This window comes from Isoptericola cucumis (assembly GCF_014635665.1).
Classification (GTDB): Bacteria; Actinomycetota; Actinomycetes; order Actinomycetales; family Cellulomonadaceae; genus Isoptericola; species Isoptericola cucumis.
Window position 1 is genome coordinate 91288 of the sequence record NZ_BMDG01000008.1, and the last position, 21662, is coordinate 112949.

General features: G+C 75.7%; 20 protein-coding genes. 8 read left to right on the plus strand and 12 right to left on the minus strand.

From position 1 onward, the window contains the following. Nucleotides 1-52 precede the first annotated feature (52 nt). Nucleotides 53-355 carry a putative quinol monooxygenase gene (locus IEW03_RS12755; RefSeq protein ID WP_188524069.1) on the plus strand — a complete coding sequence of 101 codons (303 nt, stop codon included), beginning with the start codon at nucleotides 53-55 and terminating at the stop codon, nucleotides 353-355. Here the strand turns inward: IEW03_RS12755 and IEW03_RS12760 are convergent. Genes IEW03_RS12760 through IEW03_RS12790 form a run of 7 tightly spaced genes read right to left on the minus strand, consistent with a single transcriptional unit; the run spans nucleotide 338 to nucleotide 7219 of the window. Continuing rightward, nucleotides 338-1204: a VOC family protein gene (locus IEW03_RS12760; RefSeq protein WP_188524070.1), complete on the minus strand. Its 867-nt coding sequence runs from the start codon at nucleotides 1202-1204 to the stop codon at nucleotides 338-340. The two genes, IEW03_RS12755 and IEW03_RS12760, sit on opposite strands and share 18 nt — an antisense overlap. A 55-nt stretch (nucleotides 1205-1259) precedes the next feature. Beyond that, the gene (rbsD, locus tag IEW03_RS12765) at nucleotides 1260-1649 is read right to left on the minus strand and encodes a D-ribose pyranase (protein WP_188524071.1); all 390 of its coding nucleotides are present in this window, start codon (nucleotides 1647-1649) and stop codon (nucleotides 1260-1262) included. Next, nucleotides 1646-2617 carry a ribokinase gene (locus IEW03_RS12770; RefSeq protein ID WP_188524072.1) on the minus strand — a complete coding sequence of 324 codons (972 nt, stop codon included), beginning with the start codon at nucleotides 2615-2617 and terminating at the stop codon, nucleotides 1646-1648. Before IEW03_RS12770 ends, rbsD begins: the two co-directional genes overlap by 4 nt. Beyond that, entirely contained in the window at nucleotides 2614-3591 is a 978-nt protein-coding gene (locus IEW03_RS12775; RefSeq protein ID WP_188524073.1) for a substrate-binding domain-containing protein, read from the minus strand. Before IEW03_RS12775 ends, IEW03_RS12770 begins: the two co-directional genes overlap by 4 nt. A gap of 27 nt (nucleotides 3592-3618) precedes the next feature. After that, on the minus strand, nucleotides 3619-4596 hold the full coding sequence (locus IEW03_RS12780; protein WP_188524074.1) for an ABC transporter permease: 978 nt from the start codon (nucleotides 4594-4596) through the stop codon (nucleotides 3619-3621). Continuing rightward, nucleotides 4593-6164: a sugar ABC transporter ATP-binding protein gene (locus IEW03_RS12785; RefSeq protein ID WP_188524075.1), complete on the minus strand. Its 1572-nt coding sequence runs from the start codon at nucleotides 6162-6164 to the stop codon at nucleotides 4593-4595. Before IEW03_RS12785 ends, IEW03_RS12780 begins: the two co-directional genes overlap by 4 nt. Beyond that, nucleotides 6161-7219 (minus strand): LacI family DNA-binding transcriptional regulator, encoded by a 1059-nt coding sequence (locus tag IEW03_RS12790; RefSeq protein WP_188524190.1) that lies wholly within the window; start codon nucleotides 7217-7219, stop codon nucleotides 6161-6163. Before IEW03_RS12790 ends, IEW03_RS12785 begins: the two co-directional genes overlap by 4 nt. A gap of 212 nt (nucleotides 7220-7431) precedes the next feature. Here IEW03_RS12790 and IEW03_RS12795 point away from each other — a divergent pair, with 212 nt between their 5' ends. Further along, nucleotides 7432-8703, plus strand: coding sequence for an endonuclease/exonuclease/phosphatase family protein (locus tag IEW03_RS12795; RefSeq protein ID WP_229737973.1), 1272 nt, complete (start codon nucleotides 7432-7434; stop codon nucleotides 8701-8703). A 120-nt stretch (nucleotides 8704-8823) separates the two neighbouring features. Further along, nucleotides 8824-9954 (plus strand): ScyD/ScyE family protein, encoded by a 1131-nt coding sequence (locus IEW03_RS12800; RefSeq protein ID WP_188524076.1) that lies wholly within the window; start codon nucleotides 8824-8826, stop codon nucleotides 9952-9954. Nucleotides 9955-10000: 46 nt separating this feature from the next. Here IEW03_RS12800 and IEW03_RS12805 read toward each other — a convergent pair whose 3' ends face one another. Next, entirely contained in the window at nucleotides 10001-11095 is a 1095-nt protein-coding gene (locus tag IEW03_RS12805) for a Gfo/Idh/MocA family protein (RefSeq protein WP_188524077.1), read from the minus strand. Then, the gene (locus tag IEW03_RS12810; protein WP_188524078.1) at nucleotides 11092-12246 is read right to left on the minus strand and encodes a Gfo/Idh/MocA family protein; all 1155 of its coding nucleotides are present in this window, start codon (nucleotides 12244-12246) and stop codon (nucleotides 11092-11094) included. Before IEW03_RS12810 ends, IEW03_RS12805 begins: the two co-directional genes overlap by 4 nt. Before the next feature lie 46 nt (nucleotides 12247-12292). On the opposite strand from IEW03_RS12810, the gene IEW03_RS12815 reads away from it, so the two are divergent. After that, nucleotides 12293-13327, plus strand: a complete 1035-nt coding sequence (locus IEW03_RS12815) for a LacI family DNA-binding transcriptional regulator (RefSeq protein WP_229737974.1) — start codon at nucleotides 12293-12295, stop codon at nucleotides 13325-13327. Nucleotides 13328-13336: 9 nt separating this feature from the next. Here IEW03_RS12815 and IEW03_RS12820 read toward each other — a convergent pair whose 3' ends face one another. Genes IEW03_RS12820 through IEW03_RS12830 form a run of 3 tightly spaced genes read right to left on the minus strand, consistent with a single transcriptional unit; the run spans nucleotide 13337 to nucleotide 17990 of the window. Next, nucleotides 13337-14323: an NAD-dependent epimerase/dehydratase family protein gene (locus IEW03_RS12820; protein WP_188524080.1), complete on the minus strand. Its 987-nt coding sequence runs from the start codon at nucleotides 14321-14323 to the stop codon at nucleotides 13337-13339. Next, complete coding sequence (locus IEW03_RS12825) at nucleotides 14320-16971, minus strand: alpha/beta fold hydrolase (protein ID WP_188524081.1); 2652 nt, start codon at nucleotides 16969-16971, stop codon at nucleotides 14320-14322. Before IEW03_RS12825 ends, IEW03_RS12820 begins: the two co-directional genes overlap by 4 nt. Next, nucleotides 16968-17990 carry a 3-oxoacyl-ACP synthase III gene (locus IEW03_RS12830; RefSeq protein ID WP_188524082.1) on the minus strand — a complete coding sequence of 341 codons (1023 nt, stop codon included), beginning with the start codon at nucleotides 17988-17990 and terminating at the stop codon, nucleotides 16968-16970. Before IEW03_RS12830 ends, IEW03_RS12825 begins: the two co-directional genes overlap by 4 nt. A 261-nt stretch (nucleotides 17991-18251) precedes the next feature. On the opposite strand from IEW03_RS12830, the gene IEW03_RS12835 reads away from it, so the two are divergent. The 4 genes from IEW03_RS12835 (at nucleotide 18252) to IEW03_RS12850 (ending at nucleotide 21622) form a co-directional block, all read left to right on the plus strand. Continuing rightward, nucleotides 18252-18461, plus strand: a complete 210-nt coding sequence (locus tag IEW03_RS12835; protein WP_188524083.1) for a dodecin family protein — start codon at nucleotides 18252-18254, stop codon at nucleotides 18459-18461. Nucleotides 18462-18534: 73 nt separating this feature from the next. Continuing rightward, nucleotides 18535-19683, plus strand: a complete 1149-nt coding sequence (locus tag IEW03_RS12840; RefSeq protein WP_229737975.1) for a threonine aldolase family protein — start codon at nucleotides 18535-18537, stop codon at nucleotides 19681-19683. 156 nt (nucleotides 19684-19839) lie between these two features. Continuing rightward, a complete protein-coding gene (locus IEW03_RS12845) occupies nucleotides 19840-20319 on the plus strand; it encodes an SRPBCC family protein (RefSeq protein WP_188524085.1) in 480 nt (159 codons plus the stop codon). Beyond that, entirely contained in the window at nucleotides 20309-21622 is a 1314-nt protein-coding gene (locus IEW03_RS12850; protein WP_229737976.1) for a glycoside hydrolase family 3 N-terminal domain-containing protein, read from the plus strand. Before IEW03_RS12845 ends, IEW03_RS12850 begins: the two co-directional genes overlap by 11 nt. Nucleotides 21623-21662: the final 40 nt, after the last annotated feature.

Here is a 21662-nt window from a genome sequence, read left to right on the forward strand (position 1 = left end):
CCGCCCGCGAGCCGTGCCGGCCGGCGTCACCGCGTCTGGTTACGGTGCCGCCATGACGTACGCGAACGTGGGGTGGCTGGGCGCCGCGCCCGGCAGGCGCGACGACCTGGTCGCGTTCCTGACGCGGCCGAGCGACGACCTGGCGGACGCCGGCTGCCTGCTCTACGAGGTGGGCGTGAACGACGAGCACCCCGACCGCGTGTTCGTCGCCGAGCTGTGGACGTCCGCCGAGGCGCACCGCGCGTCGCTGGAGCTCCCGAGCGTGCAGGCGTCGATCTCGGAGGCGCGGCCGCTGCTGTCCGGGGAGTTCGGCGGCGACCGGTTCACCGTCGTCGGCTCACCCCTGCGCCGCTGACCCCTCGCCCTGCGGGGCGAACTGCGACAGCACCAGCACGGCGCCCTGCGGGTCGCGCACGGTCGCGGTCCGCGCCCACTCGCCGTCGCTCGAGTGCAGCACGACTCCCCCGGCGCGTTCCGCGGCCTCGGCAGAGGCGTCCCGGTCGGCGACGGCGAACGTGACCTGCCAGTGGGCGGGCCCGTCGGACGGCAGGATCCCGGCGACCGCGTCGGCGAAGCCCGGCGGCGCGACGTCCTGCTGCCGCTCGTGGATGCCCGGGTCGTTGGTCGCGGCCAGGTGGTCGCCGTAGCCGGGCACCCGCGCCATGCCGATGGCCAGCGCCGGGTCGACCTCCCACCCGAGCAGCGGGCCGTAGAACGCGAGCGCCGCCTGCGGGTCGGGCGTGGCCAGGTCGCTGAAGTTCCACGTGCCCGGCTCGTTCACCCGCTGCGCGCCCAGCCGGGTGCCCGCCTGCCAGAGCCGGCTCGGCGCCCCCTCCGGGTCGACGATCCGCGCCATCCGACCGGCCGGCCGACCGGGCGGGCCCACGGCCTCGGGCGGCGAGCTCACGGTGCCGCCGAGCTCGACGACGCGGGCCGCGGCCGCCTCGACGTCGTCCACCGCGAGGTACGTGTGCCACGCGACCTCGCCGTCGTACCCCGGGTCCGCGGTGGCGATCCCCGCGATCGCCGTGTCGTCGGTGCCGTCCCACGACGCGACGACGTACCGGCCGGGCGCCCCTGCCGGCAGCTTGTCGGTGAAGCGCCACCCGAACAGCGCGCCGTAGAACGCGGTCGCGGCGTCGACGTCGGGAGGCTCCAGGTCGATCCAGCTCGGGACCCCGTGCGGGTACGTGTGCGGTGTCATGTCTCCACCCTGGCCCGCACCACCGACACCACGCACGGCCAACGGCCGAGCGCGCTCAGAAGGGCACGCCGCACCGGAGCACGACGTTGGCGTAGGGCGTCGACTCCCCGGTGCGCACGACGAGCGCGGCCCCGGCGGTCAGCTCCTTGAGCCGCTCGTGCGGCACGGTGGCCGGTTCCAGGCCGCGCGCGGTCACCCACCGCTCGACGACCGTGCCGCGCGCCTCGTCCGCGAGGGTCGACGCCTCGACGACGAGCTCGTCCAGCAGCGCGTCGAGCACCTGCTCGAACGAGGGGACGCCGGCGACGAGCGCGAGGTCGACGACGGCGACCTCGCCGCCGCGCGGCAGGGGCAGGCCCCGGTCGGCGACGACGACGTGGTGCGTGTGGCCGAGTCGCGCGACCTCGCGCGCCAGGTCGGCGTGCAGGATCCCGCGCCGCTTCACGACGCCACCTCCGAGACCTCCGGCAGCTCGTCGCCGACGCCGGGGTAGGACGCCTGCGCCCCCTCCGCGCGCACCGCGAACGCCCCGACGCGGGCCGCCGTCCGTGCCGCGTCCACGAGGCGGTCGCCCCGGCTCAGGCCGCACGCGAGGGCTCCGACGAACGCGTCCCCCGCGCCCGTCGTGTCGACCGCCCGCACCCGCGGGGACGGCACCCGCACGACGGCGGCCGCGCCGCCGACCAGCCCACCGTCCGCCCCGCCGACCAGCGCGCCGCGCGGACCGACGGTGAGCACCACCGAGCGCACGCCGCGCGCGAGCAGCCCCCGCACGAGCGCCGCCTCGTCGTCCGACCGCCCGGCCGCCACGCCGAGGCGCTCCCCGACCAGCCGGGCCTCGTGCTCGTTGAGCACCAGCGGGTCGGCACGCAGCAGCACGTCCTCGGCCACGTCGACCACCGGCGCGAGGTTGACGACGAGGCGGCCCGTCGCCGCCCGCGCCGCGGCCTCGATCCCGGCCACGGGGATCTCGCCCTGCAGCACGACCACCGCCGCGCCGGCAACGAGCGCCTCGTGCGCGCGCACGACGTCCGCGTCCACCGTCCCGTTGGCGCCCGGCACGACGACGATCGAGTTCTCCCCGTCGTCGCTCACGGTGACGACCGCGATCCCGGTGGGCGCGTCCGCCACGGCCACGGCGTCGAGGTCGACCCCGGCCGCGCGGAGCCCGGCGAGCGCGGCCACGGCGAACTCGTCGTCGCCGACCGCGCCCACGAGGGCCACCTCGGCGCCGAGCCGGGCGGCGGCGACCGCCTGGTTGGCGCCCTTGCCCCCGGACATGACCTGCATGCCGTGCCCGAGCACCGTCTCGCCGGGCGCGGGGTGGGCCCGGACGCCGAGGACCAGGTCGGCGTTCGTCGACCCGACCACCACGATCCCGGCACGCCGGGCGTGCGCGCCGTCCGACGTCACTTGACGAAGTCCGCGACGTTGTCCGAGGTGACCGTCTCCACCGGCACGGGGATCTCGGCGTCGACGCTCTCGCCCGCGAGCACCTGCGACATCACCTCGACGGCCTGCTTGCCCAGCTCCACGGGCTGCTGGGCGATGGTCGCGACCATGGTGCCCTCCTGCACGGCGGCCAGGGCGTCGTCGGTGCCGTCGAAGCCGACGACCGCGACGTCGTCCCCGGCCCGGTCGCCGAGCGCCTGGACGGCGCCGAGCGCCATCTCGTCGTTCTCGGCGAACACGCCCACGGCGTCGGGGTGGGACTGGAGCAGGTTGGTGGCGACGTCGAGCGCCTCGGCACGGTCGAAGTTCGCCGTCTGCGTCGCCACGACCTCGATGTCCGGGTAGGCGGCGATGCCCTCGGCGAAGCCCTCGCCGCGGTCGCGGCTCGCGGACGTGCCGGCCACGCCCTGCAGCACGATCACCTCGCCCTTCTCGCCGATGGCGGCGGCGAGCGCGTCGGCGGCCTGCTTGCCGCCCGCGACGTTGTCGCTGGACACCAGCGAGTCGACCTCGGCGCCGTTGACGGCACGGTCCACCGCGACCACGGGGAGGTCGGCCTGCACGGCCGGCCCGATCCCGGCGCCGGCGGCGTCGGAGTCGACCGGGTTGATGATGAGGCCCTCGGCGCCGCCGGTCACGGAGTTCGCGACCTGGTTCGCCTCGGCCGTGGAGTCGTTCTGCGCGTCGACGACCTCGAGCTCGATGCCGAGCTCGTCGGCGGCGCTCTGGGCGCCGTCGCGCACGTCGACGAAGAACGGGTTGTTCAGCGTGGACAGCGACAGGGTGACCGACGCGCCGTCGGCGGCGCCCCCGTCACCGCCCTCGCCGTCCGTGCCCCCCGAGTCGCGGTTGCAGGCCGCGAGCGTGAGGGCGAGCGTCGTGCCGAGCGCGACGGTGGCCGTGAGACGGCCGGTACGAGAGACGTTCCGCAGCATGGTGATGCTCCTTCAGCGGGTCGGTGGTCAGTGACGGGTGTTCTTGCGGCGCAGGACGTCGATCCCGACCGCGACGGCGATGACGACGCCGATGACGACCTGCTGCCAGAACGAGGACACGTTCATGAGGTTCAGGCCGTTGCGGATCACCGCGAGGATGAGGGCGCCGACGAGGGTGCCGGACACGCGCCCGACCCCGCCGGCCAGCGACGCGCCGCCGATGACGACCGCCGCGATCGCGTCCAGCTCGTAGCCCGCGCCCGCCTGGGGCTGGGCCGACGTCAGCCGGCCGGCGAGCAGCATGCCCGCCAGCCCCGCGTACAGGCCGGAGAGCGTGAACACGGTGACGAGCACCCGGCGCACGCGGATGCCGGACAGGCGCGCCGCCTCGACGTTGCCGCCGACGGCGTACATCTCGCGCCCGACGACGGTCCGGTTGAGGATCAGCGACGCCACGAGGCCCGCCACGAGCAGCACCAGGATCGGCACCGGCACGCCGAGCACGGTGCTGCCGAGGAACGACACCTCGGACGCGGTGGCGATCGGCCGGCCGTCCGAGACGACCAGCGTGAGGCCGCGCGCCACGGACAGCATCGCCAGGGTGGCGATGAACGACGGCAGGCGCCCGTACGCGACGGCCATGCCGGAGACGGCGCCCGTGAGCGCGCCCGTCGCCAGCCCGGCGACGACGGACAGCCAGCCCGGCATCCCCGCCGAGGCGTACGACCAGGCGGAGATCATCGCCGCCAGCGCCGCGACCGAGCCGACCGACAGGTCGATCCCGCCCGCGACGATGACGAAGGTCATGCCGAACGCGAGCACCGCGATGGTGGACGCCTGGACGCCGATGTTCAGCAGGTTGTTGCCCGTGAGGAAGTCCGGGGTCGCGACGAACAGCGCGACGCACAGCACGACGAGGCCGACCAGGGCCCCGTTCTCGGCGAGGAACCTCCCGACGCGGGAGTGCCCCCGGCCCGTGGGCCTGGTGGTGGTGGCGGTGGTCATGACTCGGCTCCTTCGGCGCGGTCCTCGGCGTCCCGGTCGACGTCCCGGACCGCGAGGGACATCACCTGGTCCTGGGTGGCACCGGCGGCGTCCAGCTCGCCCGCGAGGTGCCCACCGCTCATCACGAGGATGCGGTCGCTCATGCCCAGCACCTCGGGCAGGTCGCTGGAGACCATGACGACCGCGCCGCCGGCGGCGGTGACGGAGTTGACGAACTCGTAGATCTCGACGCGGGCGCCGACGTCGACGCCGCGGGTCGGCTCGTCCAGCAGCAGCACGCGGGAGCCCGCGAGCACCCAGCGCCCGAAGACGACCTTCTGCTGGTTGCCGCCCGACAGGTCGCCGACCGTCTGGTCGACGTCGCGCATCCGCACCCGCAGCTGCTCGGAGACCGTTCGCGCGCGCGAGCGCTGCCCCGCCCGGTCGACGAACCCGGCGCGGGCGGTGGACCGCAGCGTCGCGTACCCGAGGTTCTCCGCGACGGTCGCGCCGAGCACGAGCCCCTGCGTCTTGCGGTCCTCCGGCACGTGGCCGACCCCGGCCCGGATCGCCCCGGCGACGTCCTTGCGCCGCAGCGGGCGCCCCTCGACCAGCACGGTGCCCGAGTCGTACGGGTCGGCGCCCGCGATCGAGCGCAGCAGCTCCGTGCGGCCCGCGCCCACGAGGCCCGCGACGCCGACCACCTCGCCCGCCCGGGCCTGGAAGGTCACGTCCTGCAGCACGCCCGAGCGGGTCAGGCCGCGCACGTCGAGCAGCACGTCGTCGGGCCCGTCGTGCTCGCGGCGGCGGGGGAACTGGTCGGCGATGTCGCGACCCACCATGAGGCGCACCAGCTCCGGCTCCGGCGTGGTCGCGGGGACCTCGTCGACGAGTCGCCCGTCGCGCAGCACGCTGACGCTGTCGCCGATCTCCGCGATCTCGTCGAGGTGGTGGCTGATGAAGACCATCGCCACCCCGGCCTCGCGCAGCTCGCGCACGACGCGGAAGAGCTGGTCGATCTCGGTGCGCGTCAGCGCGGCGGTGGGCTCGTCGAGGACGAGGATGCGCGCGTCCAGGCTCAGGGCCTTCGCGATCTCCACGAGCTGCTGGCGCGCCACGCCCAGCTCGCCCACCTGGTGGCCGGGGTCGACGTCGAGCCCGATGCGCTCCAGCGCACGGCGCGCCGTGTCGCGCATCGCCTTCCGGTCGAGCAGGCCGCCGCGCCGGGGCATGCGGCCCAGGGAGATGTTCTCGGCCACCGTCATGCTCGGCACGAGGTTGAGCTCCTGGTGGATCGTCGCGATCCCCAGCGCCTCCGCGGCCCGCACGTCCGGCAGCGTCACGGCCTCGCCGTCCACGACGACCCGGCCGCCGTCCGGCTGGTAGATGCCCGACATCATCTTGATGAGCGTGGACTTCCCCGCGCCGTTCTCGCCGAGCAGCACCTGCACGCGCCCGGGGCGCACGTGCACGGTGACGTCCTCGACCACCGTGACCGGGCCGAACGTCTTGGTGACGCCCTCCAGCGACAGCAGCGGGGCGGGGGCGCCGTCGGGGCGCTCGGGGGCGTCGGGTGTCGACGGGTTCATGCGGGCCTCCTGGCGGGTCCGGTGGACCCGCGGACGACGAGGTGGGCGGGCAGGACGGCCGACGACGCCGGACGCCCCGCGAGCAGGTCGCGCACCGCGTCGGCGGCGAGCGCGCCCATGCGGGCGGGGTCGTGGGCGACGACCGTCAGGGCGGGGGTGACGAGGGAGAACGCGGCCAGGTCGTCGTAGCCGACGAGGGAGACGTCCTCGCCGACGCGCACGCCGCGCTCGCGCAGCACCTCGAGGGCGCCGAGGGTCATGGGCGAGTCGGCGCCGATGATCGCCGTCGGCGGGTCGTCGAGGTCGAGGAGCCGACGCGCGCCGGCGACGCCGCTCGCGTGCTGGAAGTCCCCCTGGGCGACCAGCGCCGGGTCCGGGTCGAGGTCGCCCGCGGCCGCCGCCTCGCGGTAGGCGCGCAGGCGCTCGCGGCCGGTGGACGTCTCCTGCGGGCCGGCGATGAGCCCGACACGCCGGTGCCCCAGCGCGACGAGGTGCTCCACCGCCTCCCGCAGGCCGGTGCGGTTGTCGGAGGTGATGCTGGGGACGGACACGTCGCCGGAACCGTCGGAGCCGTCGGAGCCGTCGGAGCCGTCGGAGCCGTCGGCGAGCGTCCGGTCCACGAAGACGACGGGGATGCCCAGGCCGAGCACCTCCCGCAGGGTGCCGGAGCCGTCGCCCTGCGGGGCGATGACCATCGCGTCGACCCGCTGCTCGACGAGCAGGTCGAGGTACCGGTCCTGCTGGTCGACGGACTCGTCGGCGTTGCACACGACCGTCGCCATGCCCGCCTGCAGGGCCCGGCGCTCGACGGCGTAGGCGATCTCGGCGAAGAACGGGTTGCGCACGTCCGAGACGAGGATGCCGATCGTGCCGGTGCGGGTCTTGCGCAGCGACCGGGCGCGGGCGTCGGGCCGGTAGCCGAGCTCGGCGACCGCCGCGTCGACGTTCGCCCGGGAGGCGGGGGACGTCGCGGGGTGGCCCGAGAGCACGCGCGACGCCGTCGCGACGGACACCCCGGCACGTGCCGCGACGTCCCGGATCGTCACCGACCGCATCTCGTCCCCACCTCGTCGTGTCCCGTCCATCCGGTGATCGTCCACCTCGTGGAACCGTTTCCATGGAAACGGTTACACGAGCGTGGCACACCCGGCGCCGCCGGGCAAGCCTCCGGCCGCCCACCCCTTCCGTCACCCGCCCACCCGACCGTTCACCCGCTCTTCCCCCTGCCGTCGGGCGGGCGGCACCGGGGGCCGCTAGCGTCGCGGGCGTGACCACGCGACGCCGCACCCGCACCGCCGCCACGGCCCTCGCCGTGGCCCTGCCCGCCCTGCTGCTGCCGCTCGCCGCCAGCGCCCACGGCGGGCCGGGCGACGGGCCCGGCAGGCCCGGGCACCCCGGCCACGGCGGCACGCACCAGACCCTGCGCGTCGCGACCTACAACCTGTCGCTCAACCGCGCCGCCGAGGGCGAGCTGCAGGCGGACCTGGCCACCGGCGGCGACGCCCAGGCGCGCACCGTCGCCGAGGTGATCCAGCGTGCCGACCCCGACGTCGTGCTCCTCAACGAGTTCGACTTCGACGACGCCCACGCGTCGGTCGACCTGTTCCGCGAGAACTACCTCGAGGTGTCCCAGGGCGGCGCCGACCCGGTGCGCTACCGCTACGCGTACACGGCGCCGTCGAACACCGGCGTCCCCAGCGGCTTCGACCTGAACAACGACGGCACGGTGGGCGGCGGCGACGACGCGTTCGGCTTCGGCGAGTTCGAGGGCCAGTACGGGATGGTGGTCCTGTCGAAGCACCCGATCGACACCGCGAACGTGCGCACCTTCCAGCACTTCCTGTGGAAGGACATGCCCGGCGCGCTGCTCCCGGACGACCCGGCCACGCCCGAGCCGGCCGACTGGTTCGACGACGACGAGCTCGACGTCGTGCGCCTGTCGAGCAAGTCGCACTGGGACGTGCCCGTCCGCGTCGGCCGCCAGACCGTGCACGTGCTGGCGTCGCACCCGACGCCGCCCACGTTCGACGGCCCGGAGGACCGCAACGGCCGCCGCAACCACGACGAGATCCGCTTCTGGGCCGATTACGTGACGCCCGGCAAGGCGTCCCGCTACGTCTACGACGACGAGGGGCGCCGCGGCGGGCTGAGCCCGCGCGAGAGCTTCGTGGTCCTCGGCGACCAGAACGCCGACCCGCACGACGGCGACTCGGTCGACGTCGCGATCGACCAGCTCCTCGACCACCCCCGGATCACCGACCCGCGCCCGACGTCCGCCGGCGCCGTCGAGGCCGCGGCCCTGCAGGGCGGCACCAACGCCACCCACACAGGTGACCCCGCCCTCGACACCGCCGACTTCGCCGACACCGCGCCCGGCAACCTGCGCGCCGACTACGTGCTGCCGTCGAAGAGCCTGCGGGTGCGCGACACCGGCGTGTTCTGGCCGACGCAGGCCGACCCGCTGTCCCGGCTCACCGGCGTCTACCCGTTCCCGTCCAGCGACCACCGGCTGGTGTGGACGGACGTCGCGGTCCGCTGACGGCCCGGTTTCACCCGGCGCTTCACCTCGTCGCTGCGTGCCGTCGCTGGCGAGCGGGCCGGAGCGCTCGCAGTCTCGAAGGTGCTGTGTCCCCCGCACCGACGAGCCCTGGAGCATCCCATGAGACGCACCCTCACCGCGGTCGCCGCGGCAGCGACGGCGCTGCTGCTGACCGCGAGCCCGGCCCTCGCCCACGGCGGCGGCAAGCCGTCGCCCCGGCCGCCCGTCGTCACCGACCTCGCGACAGGCCTGGTCACCCCGCTCTCCGCCGCGTCCGGTCCGCGCGGCAGCACGTTCGTCACCCAGAACTTCGCCGGGCTGCTCACGTCCGTCGCGCGCGACGGCACCACCGAGGTCGTCTACGCGTCCGAGGGCGGCGCCGAGGTCGGCGGGGTCTCGTACTCGGGCCGCACGGTCACCTTCACCGAGACGGAGTACGGCGCGACGGGGCCGTCGGCGTCGAGCCTCAGGACCGTGCGGGTGGACCGGAACGGCGCCCCGGCCGGCGCGGCCCGCACCGTCGCGGACCTCCGGGCCTACGAGGACGCCCGCAACCCGGACGGGCGCGTGACCTACGGGCTGCGCGACGCCCCGCAGTCGTGCCTCGACCAGTTCCCCGCCGAGATGCCCGGCAGCTACACCGGCATCCAGGACTCCCACCCGTACGCCACCACGACCCGGCACGGCACCACCTATGTGGCGGACGCCGGCATGAACGCGATCCTGTCCGTGAGCGACCGCGGCCGCGTCCGCACCGTCGCTGTGCTCCCGGCGCAGCCGGCGGTCGTCACGGCCGAGGCGGCGGAGGCGAACGGGCTGCCCGACTGCGCCGTCGGGGAGACGTTCTGGTTCGAGCCCGTGCCCACGGACGTCGAGGTGGGGCCCCGGGGCAAGCTCTACGTGACCACCCTGCCGGGCGGACCGGAGGACGCGAGCCTCGGGGCGCGCGGCGCCGTCTACACGGTCGACCCGTGGCGCGGCTCCGTGCGTGAGGTCGCCGACGGCTTCCTGGGCGCCACCAACCTCGCCGTCTCCCCGTGGGGCACCGTGTACGTGGCCGAGATGTTCGGCGGCGCGATCACCCGGGTGACGTGGCACGGCCACCGGACCGTCGTCGAGGAGGCCACCCCAGCCGGCCTGGAGTGGTCGCGGCACGGCCTGCTCGCCACGGTCGACGCCCTGGGCGACGAGACCGCCCCGCCCGCCGGCCGGCTCGTGAGCATCGACCTGCACCGGCACGGCTGGCGCTGACCCCCGCCGGGCCCGACGGGATCCCCGCCGGGCCCGGTGGCCGCGCTCAGGGCGTGAGCACCCGCGCCTGCTGCTGCGCGAGCACGCTCAGCTCGGCCGCCTTGAAGGCGTGCTCCTGCGTCATGGCGTTCTCGGTGCGCTCCAGGCAGTCGAGGACGAGCTGCCCGAAATAGGGGAACCCGGCCTTGCCGTCGGCGACGAGGTGGTGCTCGCCCTCGCCGGCGACGAGGAAGACGTGCCCGCCGCCCTCGCCGGTGCCGACGTTCACGTACTTGCGCAGCTCGAGGTAGCCGTCCGTGCCGAGGATGATCGTGCGCCCGTCGCCCCACGTGCTCAGGCCGTCCGGCGTGAACCAGTCGACGCGGCAGTACCCCGTGGCGCCGTTGTCCATGACGATGCCGGCCTCGCCGAAGTCGTCGAGCTCGGGGTGGTCGGGGTGGTGGTAGTTCGCGATCGCCGCGTGGCTGACCTCCGCGTCCTTCGCCCCGGCGAAGTGCAGCATCTGGTCGAAGTTGTGGCTCCCGATGTCGCACAGGATGCCGCCGTACTTCTCCTTCTCGAAGAACCAGTCCGGTCGCCCGGTGCCGAGGCGGTGCGGGCCCAGACCCATCACCTGCAGCACCCGCCCGATCGCGCCCCGGTCGACGAGCTGCTCGGCCAGCACGGCCGCCTCGACGTGGATCCGCTCGGAGTAGTAGACGGCGTACTTCCGCCCGGTGCGGGCGGTCGCCTCCCGCGCGGCGGCGAGCTGCTCGAGCGTCGTCAGGGGCGCCTTGTCCGTGAAGTAGTCCTTGCCCGCCTCCATGACGCGCAGGCCGAGCGCGCACCGCTCGGACGTCACGGCCGCGCCCGCGACCAGGCGCACCTCGGCGTCGTCGAGGATCTCCGCCTCGCTGCGCGCCACCCGCACGTCGGGGAACTTCCGCCGCATCGCCTCGACCCTGGCCGGGTCCGGGTCGTGCACCCACTTCAGGGTGCCGCCCGCGCCCGCGAGGCCCTCGCACATGCCGTACACGTGGCCGTGGTCGAGGCTGGTCGCCGCGAACGCGAACTCGCCCGGCTCCACCACCGGCGCGGGCACAGGGTCCGGCGCGTACGCCGCGCCGCTCGCGCTACCTCCGCGGGGGCTCCTCAGGTTCATGCCGTCGCCCCGACCGTGATGTCGCCCGGCAGCTCGCCCACCGACGCCGTCTTGGCGAAGAAGCGCGGCGCGCGCTCCAGGAGCGCGCCGGTGCGGTAGTACGGGTCGTCGGGGCCGAACGGCAGGTCGACGGTGCGGCGCTCGATGCCCGCCGCGTAGATCGCGGTCACCAGCTCGACGGCGCGCCGCCCGTCCTCGCCGTCGACCGCGGGGCGACGGCGCTGCCGCACCGCGTCGAGCATGTCGCCGACCTGGCCGGCGTGACCGGTGTGCTCCAGCGGACGGTGGGCGGCCGCGACCGCCTCGATCTCGGCGACCAGCGCGGCGTCCCCGGACTCCGCGGGGAACCCGTTGTCGCGCGTGACCGTCGCCTCGACGTCCCAGGGCTGCGACACCCGCGCGCGGCGGCCCTGCACGACGATCGTCTGCTGCTCGCCGTGGTGCACCACGGACGCGGTCACCTCGGCGAGCGCCCGGTCGTACTGCAGCACGCTCACCGACAGGTCCTCCACCTCGGCGTTCTCGTGCGCGGCGTTGGCGAGCACCGCCGTCACCGCGCGGGGCGCGCCGAGCATCCACAGCGTGAGGTCGAGGTGGTGGATCGCGTGGTTGAGGGTGCAGCCGCCGCCCTCGCTCTCCCAGGTGCCGCGCCACCACAGGTCGTAGTAGGCGGTGCTGCGGAACCAGGCCGAGCTGACCTGCGCGTGGGTGACCGGGCCGGCGAGGCCGGAGTCCAGCACCTCCTTGAGGGTGGCCATGTCGTCGCGGAAGCGGTTCTGCGCGACGACGGACAGCAGGCGACCGCTCTCGCGCGCCGCGGCGATCATCGCGTCGCACTCCTCGAGCGAGGGTGCCATCGGCTTCTCGACCAGCACGTCGGCGCCGGCGCGCAGGGCCGCGACCGCCAGCGTCGCGTGGGTGGACGGCGGCGTCGCGACGCTGACGAGGTCGAGGTCCTCGGCGCGGAGCATCTCGGCGGCGTCGGTGTAGACGCGGGCGTCGTCGAGGCCGCGCTCGGCGCGCAGGGCGGCGGCCCGGCCGGGGGCGGTGTCGCACAGCGCGACGACCGCGCACTCCTGCCCGAAGCGTTGGTAGGCGTCGGCGTGCGCGCGGGCGATCCCGCCCGTGCCGACGATCCCGATCCTGAGCATGGTTCCTCCGTCGGAACGAGCTGGTGATGGTGACATGATACGTATCATGGGATCTGTTCCCCCCACCAGCCGCGACGTCGCCCGCCTCGCCGGGGTGTCGCAGACGACGGTCTCCTACGCGCTCACCGGGCGCGGCACCGTCTCCGCGGCCACGCGCGAGCACGTGCTGCGGGTGGCCGAGTCGATCGGCTACCGCCCCAACCTGGCGGCCCGGTCCATGCGCACGCGCCGGTCCGGCCGGCTCGCCGTCGTCACCGGCGCGACGCTCGACACCCAGCTCCGGGTGATCACCGGGGCGGCCGAGGCCGCCGAGGCCGCCGGCTACGCGATGGAGACCCACAGCATCGACGGCACCGTCGCAGAGCGCACCGCCCGCGTGCGCGACCTCGCCGGGAGCCGGCAGTACGAGGCGGTCCTCACGCTCGTGCCCGTGCTCCCCGCCGTGCTGACCGGCGCGTCGGACGGCGCGACGCCGGTGGTCGCCGAGGCCACCTTCGACCAGCAGATGCGCAGCCTCGGCACGCTCGCCGACGCGAGCGCCGTCGAGGAGCTCGTCCGGGGCCTCGCCGACGCGGGGTGGCGCCGGTTCGTGCACGTCGCCGGGCCGGAGCAGTACGCCTCCGCGCGCGCCCGCCGCGACGTCTACCTCACGACCGTCGCACGCCTCGCCACCGAGACGGGCGCCGAGTCGCTCGGCGTCGTCGGCGGGGAGTGGGACGCCGAGTCCGCCCGTCGCGCGGTCCGCGCCCTCCCCGACGACGCGCCGCCCGTCGCCGTCGTCGCCGGCAACGACGTCCTCGCGGCCGGCGTGCTGCGCGGCGCGGCCGAGCGGGGCTGGTCGGTCCCGCACGACCTCGTCGTGACGGGGTGGGACAACTCCGAGGTCGGCGCCTACATGGCGCCGTCGCTCACCACGGTGGACGTCGACTTCCCGGAGGCCGGCCGTGCCGCCATGCGGCGCCTGCTCGCGAGGCTGCGGGGCGAGCCTCCCGCCGCCGCGGGCCCGATCCACCGCGTCGTCTGGCGCGAGTCGACGGGCGGATCACCGGCTCCGCCCTCGGACGATCTCCCGGGCGGCTGACCCGGCCGGTCAGCCGGCGCGGCCGCCGTAGTACGCGGCCAGCCGGTCCAGACCCTCGTCGACGCTCACCGCGGGCCGCCAGCGCAGGTCGGCGCGGGTGGCGCGCTGGTCGAACCAGTGCGCGGTGGACAGCTGCTCGGCCAGGAACCGCGTCATCGGCGGCTCGTCCGCGCCGGGGCGCACGCGCCACAGCGCCTCGACGGCGCCGCCGGCCGCCCCGGCGAGGCCGGCGGGCACCCGCCAGGCGGGCGGGCGCACCCCTGCGGCGCGGCAGATGCCGGCCAGCAGGTCGGCGACGGTGCGCGGCTCGCCGTTGGTCAGGACGTAGGCGCGGCCGTGCACGTCCGGGGCGCGGTCGAGGGCAGCCACGATGCCGTCAGCGGCGTTGTCCACGTACGTGGAGTCGATGAGCGCGGCGCCGTGGCCGAGCAGCGGCAGCCGGCCGCGCGCCGCCCGGTCGATCACCCGCTCCACGAGCTGCGTGTCCCCCGGCCCCCAGACCAGGTGCGGCCGGACGGCGACGACGCTCGTTCCGGCGGGCCCGCCGTCGCCGGCCAGCGCGAGCAGCTCCGCGAGCGCCTTCGTGCGCGCGTAGTCGCCGTGCGCGCCGACCGGGTCCGCGGGCTCGGCGCCGACGCCGACGAGCGAGGTGCCGGCGTGCGCGACCGACGGCGAGGAGACCTGCACGAACCGCGGGACCCCGGCCCGCCGGGCGGCCTCGAGGAGCGTCGCCGTGCCGCCGACGTTCACGGCGTCGAACTCCTCCGGCTCCCCCGCCAGCGACACCTTGGCGGCGAGGTGCACGACGCCGTCGACGCCGTCGCCGAGGGCGCGCGTCACGACCGCGGGGTCGGTGACCGACCCGGCCACGTCGGTGGCGCCCGCGACGCCCGACGCGCGGCGCTGCAGGGTGCGCACGTCGTCGCCGCGGGCCACGAGCGCCCGCGCGACGGCCCCGCCGAGCAGCCCGGACGCGCCCGTCACCAGCACCCTCACGGCGCACCCACCCGGCCCCCGGTGAGCACGCCGTCCGCCCAGGCGGCGAGCCGGGCCCGGTCGATCTTGGAGTTGTGGCGCACGTCGGTGGGCATGGCGGGTGCCACGAGCACCGCGGCGAGCGGCACGGGCGACGCGGCGCGGACGGCGGCGCCGAGCTCCGCCGGTGCGAGCCCGGGCCGCCGCAGCCCGGCGGACGCGACCGGCTCGACGACCGCGACCGCCTGCTGCACCCCTGCCGGCCCGACGCCGACCAGGGCGGCGCGCCGCACCTGCTCCACCCGCTCCACGTGCTGCTCCGTGCCCACGGGGGCGAGCGGCCCGTCCGGGGTCGTGAGCACGTGCGCCAGCCGCCCCTCGATCCACAGCCGGCCCGCAGCGTCCAGGTGCCCGACGTCGCCGGTGCGGTGCCAGCGCCCCGGCGGCACGTCCCGCACCGCGGCCAGGTCGGTGAGCCGCAGCCGGTCGTAACGTTCCTTGAGGTGCCCGGCGCGCACCACGACCTCGCCGAGCACGCCCGGCGTCGCCTCCGGGCGGCCCGTGGCCGCGCCGTCGTCGTCGAGCGCGGCGACCAGGACGTCGACGCCGTCGATGGCGGCGCCCACGCAGACGCCGGCGTCCGGGGCGGCGGCCGCGTCGCGCACGCCGCCTGACGTGATGTCGGTGACGAGCAGGCACTCCGTCATCCCGTACGGGGTGTGCGCCGTCGCCCGCGGCATCAGGGTGCCGGCGGACGCGAGCAGGTCCGCGCTGATGGGGGCGCCCGTGGACAGGAACGTCCGCACCCGCCCGAGCGCCGCCCGGTCCGCGGCGCCCAGCTCGCCCCCCGTGTCGACCACGTTGAGGACCGCGGCGGGCGACAGGAAGACCATGTCGCCGTCGGCGGCGCGCACCGCGTCGGCCACCGCACGCGCGGTGAGCGTGCGGGGCGCGGACACGTCCATGCGCGGCGTGACGGAGCGGGTGCCGAGCGCCGGGCCGAGCAGCGCGAACGGCGCGAACCCGGTGACCAGCCCCGTGGCGGGCCCGACGTCGAAGTGCGTCGCCAGCACGTCGCGCAGCGCCGAAAGCTGGGCGTGCGTGTACACGACGCCCTTCGCCGGGCCGGTCGAGCCGGAGGTGAAGAGCACCGCGGCCTCGTCCTCGGGTCCGGGCTCGGGCGGCAGGTCGCGGCCCTCGCCGGAACGGGCCACGTCGACCAGCTCGTGCCGGACGCCGAGGGCGCGGCGGGCGGCCGCGGGCAGCGGGTCGGCGGAGATCCGCACCCCCGGCCAGCCGAGCGCGCGCGCCGCGGCCAGGCCCTTGCGCTGGGCGACGACGTACCCCGGCCACGCGCCGCGCTGGGCGCGGGTCAGCCCGCGCACCCCCAGCCCGGCGTCGGCCACCACGACCACCGCGCCGATCCGCAGGCACGCGTAGACCAGCGCCGTCAGCGTGGGACCCGGCTCCACCAGCAGCGACACGCGGTCGCCCCGGCGCACCCCGATCCCGTGCAGCCCCGCCGCGATGCGCCGCACCTGGCGGTCGAGCGCCCGCCAGCTCACAGACCGCGCGGCGTCGTGCTCGCCCACCGTCATGTCCAGCACCGCGGGCGAGTCGTCCGCAGCCCTCGCATCCAGCCCACCCCAGATCGGCACGAACGAGGACGGCGACCCGACCGACGAGGCGGAAGGGGCGGAGAGCTCGGACCGGGCCGCTCCCCCGAGCCAGGTCATGATCGGCGACGCGACGTCCACGTCCTCCGCCACCAGGTGCCCGGCGCCGGCGAACCGGTGCACGTGCGCGTGCGGCAGGCGCCGCACCAGGTCGTCGAGGTACCGGTCGGAGAACACCGGGTCGTGCGGCCCCCACAGCAGCAGCGCCGGGACGTCGAGCCGGGTGACGCCGTCGGAGATGCGGTCCAGCTCGGGGCGGCTCGGGTGGTCGGGCGTCGCGGGGATGTCGACGACGAACCCCTCGATCCCCCGCCGCGCGGCGGGGGTGCGGTACGGCAGGCGGTAGGCCTCGGCGACGTCGCGCGGCAGTCGCGGGCGGGCGAGCGCGAGCGTGGTCTCGAGGAACGCGCGCGTCGTGCGGGTGCCGAGCGGCAGCACGGGGCCCGCGAGCGCCAGCCGCAGGGCGGCGGGGAGCGGCACGTCGTCGCTCTGGTGCACGGCAGTGTTGAGCAGCGCGACGCCGGCGAGCTGCTGCGGGTGGTCGACCGCCCACCCGAGGGAGACGACGCCGCCCCAGTCGTGCCCGAGCGTCACGACCGGGCCCTCGAGCCCGAGCGCGTCGGTGAACGCGGCGAGGTCGGCGACGCGCTGCGGCAGGGTGCGCGGCTCGCCCGTGCGCTCGGAGAGGCCCATCTCCAGCTGGTCGACGGCGACGACGCGCCACCCGACGTCGGCCCCGGCGGCGACGACGCGCCGCCACAGGTACGACCAGGTGGGGTTGCCGTGGACGGCGAGCACCGTGCCGGCGGGCTCGACGCCGCGGTCGGCGAGGTCGGGCAGGTTGTCGAGGAAGTGCCACCGCGCGCCGCGCGCGTCCTGCAGCACGTGGCTGTACCGGGGGTCGAGCCCGGGCAGCGCCGGGGGGACGGTGTCGGCGGCCCGCGGGCTGGTGCGGCTGGTGCGGCTCGTGCGTCCCGTCGCTCGGGCACTCACCAGGCGAGCTCCAGCATCGCGGTGTTGATGCCGGAGCCGACGCCCATCAGCAGCACCCGGTCGCCGGAGGCGAGCGAGTCCTGCTCCTCGACGAGCGTGATCGGCACGGACGCCGGTCCGACGTTGCCGAAGCGGGGGTACGTCACCGGGACCTTCGACCGGTCGAGGCCGACGGCCTTGACGATCGCGTCGGTGTGCACGCGCGAGACCTGGTGGGTGATGTACCGGTCCATGGACGACCAGTCCCAGTCGGCGGTCGCGTCCTTCCAGGCGTCGACGACCAGCTCCAGGCCGCCCTCCAGCAGGGCCTTGGCGTCGGTGAACATCCCGTCGGCGCTGCCGACGCACAGGTCGTGGAAGCGGGTGGCGGCGCGGGTCACCCCGCCGAGCACGCGGTGGCCCTCGGGGTGCTGGTCGGCCGGGCCGAGCACCGCCGCGGCGGAGCCGGACCCGAGCGTCAGGGTGGCGAACTCGGCCATGAAGTCGTCGCGGCCGACGTCGTCGCGCAGCAGCCGCTCGACGGTGGCGTCCTGGATGTCGTCGGCGTCCTCGCCGTCGACGACGACGGCGTAGCGCACCTGGCCCGACTCGATCATGGTCGCGGCCAGGCTCATGCCGTTGATGAAGCCGAGGCAGGCGTTGGCGACGTCGAAGTTCACGGCGGACGACGGCAGCCCGAGGCCGTGGTGCAGGCGCACCGCGACCGACGGCTCCAGGTGCTTGCGCGTCACGGACGTGTTGATGAGCAGCCCGACGTCGGCGGGGTCGACGCCGGCGGCGTGCAGCGCCTGGTGGCCGGCGGCGATGGTCGCGGTGTCGGAGTCCTCCCCCGCGGCCCAGTTGCGTCGTTCGTCGACGCCGGCGACGCGCTCGAGGAGGCGGGCGGGCAGCCGGAGCCTCTTCATCGCGGCGCCGAGACGCTCCTGGACCTGGGCGGACGGCGTGACCCGGGTGGGCAGCCTGCTCGCGACGGCGAGCAGCGAGACGTTGGCGAACCGGGTGGTGGCGTTTCCTGACACACGAGCTCCAGACAGCCGGGAGTCAAGGGACACCGGCACAGCGATGGACGACGCGGACCGGCCGGAGAGAGTCGCCCGCCCAACGAGGGTAAGACGCACAGGCGGTTCGTCGCGTTCCGTACCGGACAGTGGCGTCGGACACGCTGTCGCACCGCGGCCCCGGCCCGGGCTCCGCTCCGGGCGGGCGACCGGCCGCGAGCGGGGTCACGATGAGAGGGAGCCCGGCCGCCCGGCCGGCGTCCTGACCAGCGAGGAGCAACGATGACGACCTCCGTGGCTCGGATCACCACCATCACCGCCCGCTCGAGCACGAGCTTCGAGGACGCGGTCCAGGCGGGCCTCGCCCGCGCCTCGTCCACGCTGCGCAACGTGCAGAGCGCGTGGGTCAAGGAGCAGAAGATCGACGTGCGCGACGGCGTCGCCTCGGCGTACCAGGTGACGATGGAGGTCACCTTCGTCCTGGACGACTGACGGCCACCGGGCCCCGGGGCGTGGGCGGAGCGGAGCCGGCGGGGCGGCGTGGTCCGGACCCTAGGCTGTGCGGGTGACCGCACCGCTCCTCCCGCCGTTCGCCTCCGACAACTACGCGCCCGCGCACCCCGACGTGCTCGCGGCCGTCACCGCCGCCAACGAGGGGTACGCCGTCGCGTACGGCGAAGACCCGGTCACGGCGCGGCTCGACGCCCGCGTCCGTGAGGTGTTCGGCCCGGGTGCCTCGGCGTTCCCCGTGATCAACGGCACGGGCGCCAACGTCGTGTCGCTCACGGCGCTGTCCCCGCGCTGGGGCGGCGTCGTGGTGTCCGACGTCGCGCACGTGAACACCGACGAGAACGGCGCGCCCGAGCGCGTCGGCGGGCTCAAGCTGCTGCCGTGCCCGTCCGTGGACGGCCGGATCACGCCGGACGACGTCGCCCGCTGGGCCGGCCAGCGCCACGACGTGCACCGCGCCCACCCCGCCGTCCTGTCCCTCACGCAGTCCACCGAGCTGGGCACCGTGTACCCGCTCGACGACCTGCGCGCCCTGACCCACGTCGCGCACGACCTGGGGATGGCCGTGCACGTGGACGGCTCCCGCCTGGCGAACGCGGCGGCGGCGCTGGGCTGCTCGCTGCGCGCCCTGACCACGGACCTCGGCGTCGACGTCGTGTCGCTCGGCGCGGCGAAGAACGGGGGCATGCTCGGCGAGGCCGTCGTCGTCCTCGGCCCGGACGACGGTCCCGACGGCGGCGCGGGGCCCGCGCGCGAGTCCGCCGCCGCCGCGATCCCGTACCTGCGCAAGGCGACGATGCAGCTCGCGTCCAAGGCGCGGTTCGTCTCCGCGCAGCTCCTGGCGCTGCTCGGCGAGCCGGGTGCCGCCGTCGCCGGGACGGGTGACGACGCCCCGCTGTGGTGGCGCAACGCCGCGCACGCCAACGCGATGGCGGCCCGGCTGCGCGACGGCGTCCTCGCGTCGGCAGGCACGGCACCGGGCGGCGGGACCGGCGTGCGCGTGACGCGGCCGGTGGAGGCGAACGCCGTCTTCGCGACGCTCCCCCGCGCCGCGGCGGACCGCCTGCGCGAGCGCGCCCGCTTCTACGACTGGGCCGCCGGCGAGACCCCGGACCGCGTGGAGGTGCGCTGGATGTGCGCCTGGGACACCCGCCCCGAGACGGTGGACGCGTTCGTCTCCGCCGCCGTCGACGCGCTCGGCTGACCGGGAGCGAGGTCGGCGGTCCGGGGCGAGGTCGGTCGTCCGGACCGCCGACCTCGACCCGAACCACCGACCTCACCGGGTACGCGCCGAGGAGGAGCCCGGGCGCTCGCCGGGCTAAGGTCGTGGGGCGAGACCGACGACGGTGGAAGGACTCCCATGACCACTCCGACCAGCCCCGATACCCCCGGGGGCCCAGCAACGCAGTGGACCGGGCACGCCGCGACGGCGTCCGTGCACGTGGCCCAGCCGCCCGAGCGGGTGTGGGCGGAGCTCGTGCACCCGGGAGCCCGCTGGATGCTGGGGGCCAACGTCGAGACCGACTACCAGCCCGGCAGCCCGGTGACCTTCGAGGGGCACTTCTTCGGCCGGCAGTTCGCGGACAAGGGGCAGGTCGTCGCCGTCGACCGGCCGCGCCTGCTGCACTTCACGCACTTCTCGCCGCTGAGCGACCTCGAGGACGTCCCCGAGAACTACCACGACATCCGGATCACGCTGGAGCCGGACGACTCCGGGACCCTCGTGACGGTGCTGCAGCAGAACGTCGACACGGCCGAGCACGCCGCCCGCTCCGAGGGGCACTGGCGCCAGGCGCTCGACACCCTCGCCCACCGGGACGGCGCACCGCGTGCCCGCTGAGCTCCACCCCGCACCGCCCCCCGCTCCACCGGCCCACCGGCGCCCGGCCCGCCGACCACCGTCCCGGCGGCTCGCAGCCGGCGCGCTGCTGACCGGCCTGCTGCTGGCCGGGTGCGGCGGCCCCGCCGACGACCCCGACCCGAGCCCGGCCACGTCCGCCGGGACGCAGCCGACGGCGGACGCCCCGACGACCGACGACCCGACGGCCGACGAGTCCCGGACGGCCTCGCCCTCGGCCCCGTCGCCGGACGCCTCGTCGTCGTCCGACCCCGCCGACGACGTGCTCGCCGGCTGGTCGCTGGAGGAGAAGGTCGGCCAGCTGGTCATGGTCGGGGTCGCGGTGGACGACCCGGCCCCGGTGAGCGCGGACGTGGTCGGCGCCCACCACGTCGGCAACGTGTTCCTCCACGGCCGCAGCGAGGCCGGCGTCGACGCGACCCGTGAGCTGGTCACCGAGTACACGGGCCTCGTCTCCGACGAGACGACCCACGGCACGCAGATGCTCGTCGCCACGGACCAGGAGGGCGGGCTCGTGCAGGTGCTGCGCGGCCCCGGCTTCTCCGAGCTCCCGGCCGCGACCGAGCAGGCGACCTGGGCGCCCGGAAAGCTGCGCGACCGGGCGGAGACCTGGGGCGACGAGCTCGCCGCCGCGGGGATCAACCTCAACCTCGCGCCGGTGATGGACCTCGTCGACGAGGCCGACGCCGGCGACAACCCGCCGATCGGGTACTTCGACCGCAGCTACGGCTTCACCCCGGCGTCGGTGGAGCGGTCCGCGACCGCGTTCTCGGCAGGCATGCAGGCGGCGGGCGTCGAGCCGGTGATCAAGCACTTCCCGGGCCTCGGCCGCGTCACGGCGAACACGGACACCGACGCCGACGTCGTCGACGACGTCACCGGGCCGGACGCCCGGTCGGTCGACGTGTTCGGCGCCGGGATCGACGCCGGCGCGCGGTACGTGATGATGTCGTCCGCGACGTACACGCGCATCGACCCCGACGCGCCGGCGGTGTTCTCGCCGAAGGTCGTGGGGGTGCTGCGCGACGACCTCGGCTTCGACGGCGTGGTCGTGACGGACGACGTGTCCGCGGCGGCGCAGGTGCAGCAGTGGTCGCCGGGCGAGCGCGCCGTCCGCGCCGTCGAGGCGGGGGTGGACCTCGTGCTGGCGTCCGCCGACCCGAGCGTCGTGCCCGAGATGGCGGACGCCCTGGTCGAGCGGGCCCGCAAGGACGAGGGGTTCGCGAAGAAGGTCGACGCCTCCGCCGAGCGCGTCCTCGAGGCGAAGGCCGGGCTCGGAGGATGACGGCCGGGCCGCCGTGGGCTGCCCGTGACCGGGCGGAGTC